Origin of the sequence: Bacillus sp. JJ1503, assembly GCF_036965125.1 — a bacterium.
Classification (GTDB): Bacteria; Bacillota; Bacilli; order Bacillales; family Cytobacillaceae; genus Cytobacillus.
Genome location: NZ_JBALOZ010000509.1, coordinates 1 through 3,767, shown reverse-complemented (window position 1 = coordinate 3,767; position 3,767 = coordinate 1). Strand labels below are relative to the sequence as shown.

Sequence of the window (3,767 nt, the reverse complement as noted above, 5' to 3'; positions counted from 1 at the left end):
AATGAACTTCTTCAATATCTTTGTGAGCTCGATCAAATAAAACCGGTTATTTACTGTGGAGACTTGAATGTAGCACATAACGAAATTGATTTGAAAAATCCAAAATCGAATGATGGCAACTCTGGCTTTACAACAGAGGAGAGAAATAAAATGACTCGCTTGCTTGATTCTGGCTTTGTTGATTCCTTTAGATACGTCTATCCAGATGCAGAGGGTGCCTATACATGGTGGTCTTATATGGCTAAAGTAAGAGAACGGAATATTGGCTGGCGAATCGATTATTTTATCGTTTCCGAAAGAATGAAAAATGCAATAAAATCTGCACAAATTCACTGTGACGTTATGGGCAGTGACCATTGTCCGATTATGCTGGAGATGGAAATATAAAAAAATTCAAGCCGACTTCATACTGTTACACGAACATGAAGCCGGCTTTTTTTGGGAGGAATGTTGGGCAAATTATCTCACACTACCCTTGTCTCCTTTGATAATCCTTATAATTCAAATGCCACTTTCGGAACTTTTTCCACGCCTCCTCAAAATCCGGCTGAATAATCGAAAGCTGAACCCAAGCCCTTTCTGATAAATAAGCGCTTTTATAATGTAAATCAAATCCTGAAAGTGCAGCATCCTCAGCCATGTTTGCACAGCTGTCTTCTCCTTTTAATGTTACAATCATCGGATAGCCATATGTAGTTAAAAATGCCATTTCCTCATTTTTCTCTGCAGAAAGGATTTGTTCATAGCGATTTTTCAAAACTGAATACCTATCTTCATCTAAATAATATCTTAGTGCTCTCTCTATGCTTTTTAACACTTGTGAAGAATAGGTAAACGGGATATTCCCATTCGCATACAACCCCAAATCTAGATAAGAAGGAAGAGTTGAATCTTCTTCGATTTCATGGTTCGAGAAAACAAACGAAAGCCCGCTCATTGTTCCAATCGCTTTCCCGCTAACCCCTGTTGCCAAATAAATCTCTGAAAGTGAGAACGGCAGGGCACCAAAGGAGCTGACACAATCAAGACAAAGCTTTATATCATGGATTTTACATAGCTCTTGGATCTTTTCTAATGGATTTAGCATTCCAGTGGAAGTTTCGCCATGCGCCATTAAAACCCATTCATAATTCAATTGTTCTAGTTTCATAGAAATTTGACGTTCATCGAAGGGCTTGCTCCATTCATAGCTTAAACAATCAAATGTTAGACCCCATCTTTTTGCTTGGTTCACTAATCGATCCCCAAATGCTCCATTTGTTAAAATTATTCCTTTTCCGGGAAGTCTTTTCAATTGAGCAAGCATCGCTTCATTTGCAAGAGTTCCGCTGCCATTTAATAAATGAACATATGATGCCTTACTCATGGATAAAAGCATTTGCTTTACTTTTTCAAGCGTCATCGAAAAGTCGTATGAGCGATGAGAGACTGGCTCTTCAGTCAGGGCAGTACGAATATCGTCTCTTAAAACGACTGGACCCGGATAAAAAGAGTATCTTTTTTGCTTTAATCTAGCAGCAACTGACTTCTCAAATTGTTTTCTAGTTAACACCATAGGGACGAACTGGGCATCTTCTGTTCCAACCGTATCCGCAAAAGCTTCAAAACCCATTTGCTTATAAAGCTTCTGTTCACGAATTGTTCCTGATATAACAGCAGCACTATACCCCTGTTTATAAGCATAGTCAGATAAAGCACTGACAAGCATGAAAAATACCCTTCCATTTCGATGCTCTTTCCTTACAGCAAGAAGTCTAATTTCACAAAGCTTACCTGACAAAGCATCATCATGTAGCAGATTCTCTACAGATCCGACTTTCTTGTCCAAGGAGAAAGGGCGCTGATCACGGATGGCAATCATACCAGCAAGCTCTTGATCTTTTAAAACAATAATATATTTATTTTCATGATGAAAAGGATCCACACGAATTCCATTTTCGTCAGGTTCATGCTGGGGGATCTCTTCAACAAAGGTTTCGTAATTTAATTTTGCTATTTCGGAAAACTCTCTCTCTGTGCGAGCTATTTTACACCAATACATATTGACAACCTCTCTTCGTTCAAGCTCTTTCTATATGATATGCAAACTGACTAAAATCTATTTTCGCATAATTTTAGATTGAAAGAAATATTTTACTCCTAAAAATTGTAATAGAGATGATTAAATAGAAATATGTGGTAAAATCGGGATGATTGGGAAACTGAGAAATTAGTATATAACAAATTTCAAGGAGTTTTAATTATGTATGATTATATGCATATTTTTCTTATTATTTCTGGATTATTTGCATCACTATTAAGTTTCTATGATGCGTACAGGGTATATAAATATCGAGGAATCTCAGCTAAGTCAAAATTGGAGGCTATGTACACCTTTTCATTTTTCATCATTCAAACGGTTCTATCCAGCCAATACATCTTTGACGAGAATTTTCTTTATCCCATTATTATCAGTTTAATGATCGTTTTCGCCATCATTTTATATAGATTGTTTGTGACAGGGCAAGTCTTAGTGATTAAACAAACATCTAAAAATATTGTTATTGAACGTGTACGCTCGGAATTAAATCGTTTATCCATTTCTTTTACAGAGGAGGGATTTGATTTTTCGGATTTGCATCAATTTCATCTAGAAGATCAAACAATTATAAAGGTGAGCGATCCTTGGGGAGGGGAAAAGGGAATAAAGACGTATCAATTAAGCTTTAGAAAATGGTGGCGTCTATATGAATACGAAGAAATCAAAACAAATATTATTGAAAAATATCGAGAGGAAAGGGAGGATGAGGTTTATTGGAAACAGATTCTTTTCCCATTGGACTAGGTATAGGAGGTTTCATTATTATAGGATTTCTAGCTTGGAAGTGGAACCTTATTTATTAACAATGGAGATTAAAAGTATAAGAAAAGCAGAGAATAATGGAGATAGAAGGAATTTGGCATGAATATGAAGCTTAAAATCGCAAATAGTTCCTCTTGCACATCGTTTCGTTTCTTATATAATAAAAGGAAATTAATAAAAATGTTTTCTAGGGTTCCGCAGATAACTGGCCTGGTCCGAGAGAAAACTCACAGAAATTTCTGTGCCACGGAAGGATAAAAGCCTGGGAGATGACTGTTTATTGACAGCGATCTCTTAGGCTTTTTGTCTTGTGGAAATTTGTATTGGAGGGAAGCAGCATGAATTGGTTAAAGGTATTTTTTGCCGCATTTTTTGAGGTGTTTTGGGTGATAGGTCTAAAGCATGCTTATGATATTTGGACATGGGCGGGGACAATTGTTTGTATCATTGTCAGCTTTTATGTACTAATCATGGCAGGAAAGAAATTGCCGGTCGGTACGGTATATGCCGTTTTTGTTGGGTTGGGTACGGCTGGAACCGTTTTATCAGAAATTATTTTCTTTGATGAGCCTTTAAAAATATCGAAGATTATTCTCGTCCTAATTTTATTAGCGGGAGTCATTGGGCTTAAGCTTGTTACGAATGAAGAAGAAACTGATTCGAAAGGAGAGGCTGCATCATGAGTTGGGTTTATCTCATCTTAGCAGGGATATTTGAAATGATAGGTGTTCTGATGATCAACAGCCTGCACAAAAATCGTAATTGGCAGTCACTTATCATGCTGCTTATCGGTTTCGGAGCAAGCTTTCTTTTTCTAGCGCTCGCCATGGAGGAATTGCCGATGGGAACAGCCTACGCCATCTGGACTGGAATTGGAGCTTCTGGTGGAGCCATTTTGGGTATTGTGTTGTATGGTGAGCAAAAG

General features: G+C 37.3%; 5 protein-coding genes and 1 riboswitch. Of the genes, 4 read left to right on the top strand and 1 reads right to left on the bottom strand.

Annotated features, from left to right (window positions below; genetic code table 11):
• The coding region (locus V7149_RS26050; RefSeq protein WP_335348453.1) for an exodeoxyribonuclease III at positions 1 to 387 on the top strand (387 nt) is incomplete at its 5' end.
• Positions 388 to 469: 82 nt separating this feature from the next.
• Here V7149_RS26050 and V7149_RS26045 read toward each other — a convergent pair.
• Positions 470 to 2,041, bottom strand: coding sequence for a GNAT family N-acetyltransferase (locus V7149_RS26045; RefSeq protein ID WP_335348452.1), 1,572 nt, complete (start codon positions 2,039 to 2,041; stop codon positions 470 to 472).
• A 201-nt stretch (positions 2,042 to 2,242) separates the two neighbouring features.
• Between V7149_RS26045 and V7149_RS26040 the strand changes: the two genes are divergently transcribed.
• From V7149_RS26040 to V7149_RS26030, 3 genes are all read left to right on the top strand, one after another.
• Complete coding sequence (locus V7149_RS26040; protein ID WP_335348451.1) at positions 2,243 to 2,824, top strand: hypothetical protein; 582 nt, start codon at positions 2,243 to 2,245, stop codon at positions 2,822 to 2,824.
• Positions 2,825 to 3,018: 194 nt separating this feature from the next.
• Positions 3,019 to 3,113: riboswitch (guanidine-I (ykkC/yxkD leader) on the top strand.
• Between the two features lie 67 nt (positions 3,114 to 3,180).
• Entirely contained in the window at positions 3,181 to 3,525 is a 345-nt protein-coding gene (locus tag V7149_RS26035; protein WP_335348450.1) for a DMT family transporter, read from the top strand.
• On the top strand, positions 3,522 to 3,767 hold a 246-nt coding region (locus V7149_RS26030; RefSeq protein ID WP_335348449.1), incomplete at its 3' end, for a DMT family transporter. The genes V7149_RS26035 and V7149_RS26030, both read left to right, overlap by 4 nt.

Coding starts and splice junctions, on each gene's coding strand:
- V7149_RS26045 (WP_335348452.1), bottom strand. CDS start 2,041: ATGTATTGGTGTAAAATAGCTCGCACAGAGAGAGAGTTTTCCGAAATA.
- V7149_RS26040 (WP_335348451.1), top strand. CDS start 2,243: ATGTATGATTATATGCATATTTTTCTTATTATTTCTGGATTATTTGCA.
- V7149_RS26035 (WP_335348450.1), top strand. CDS start 3,181: ATGAATTGGTTAAAGGTATTTTTTGCCGCATTTTTTGAGGTGTTTTGG.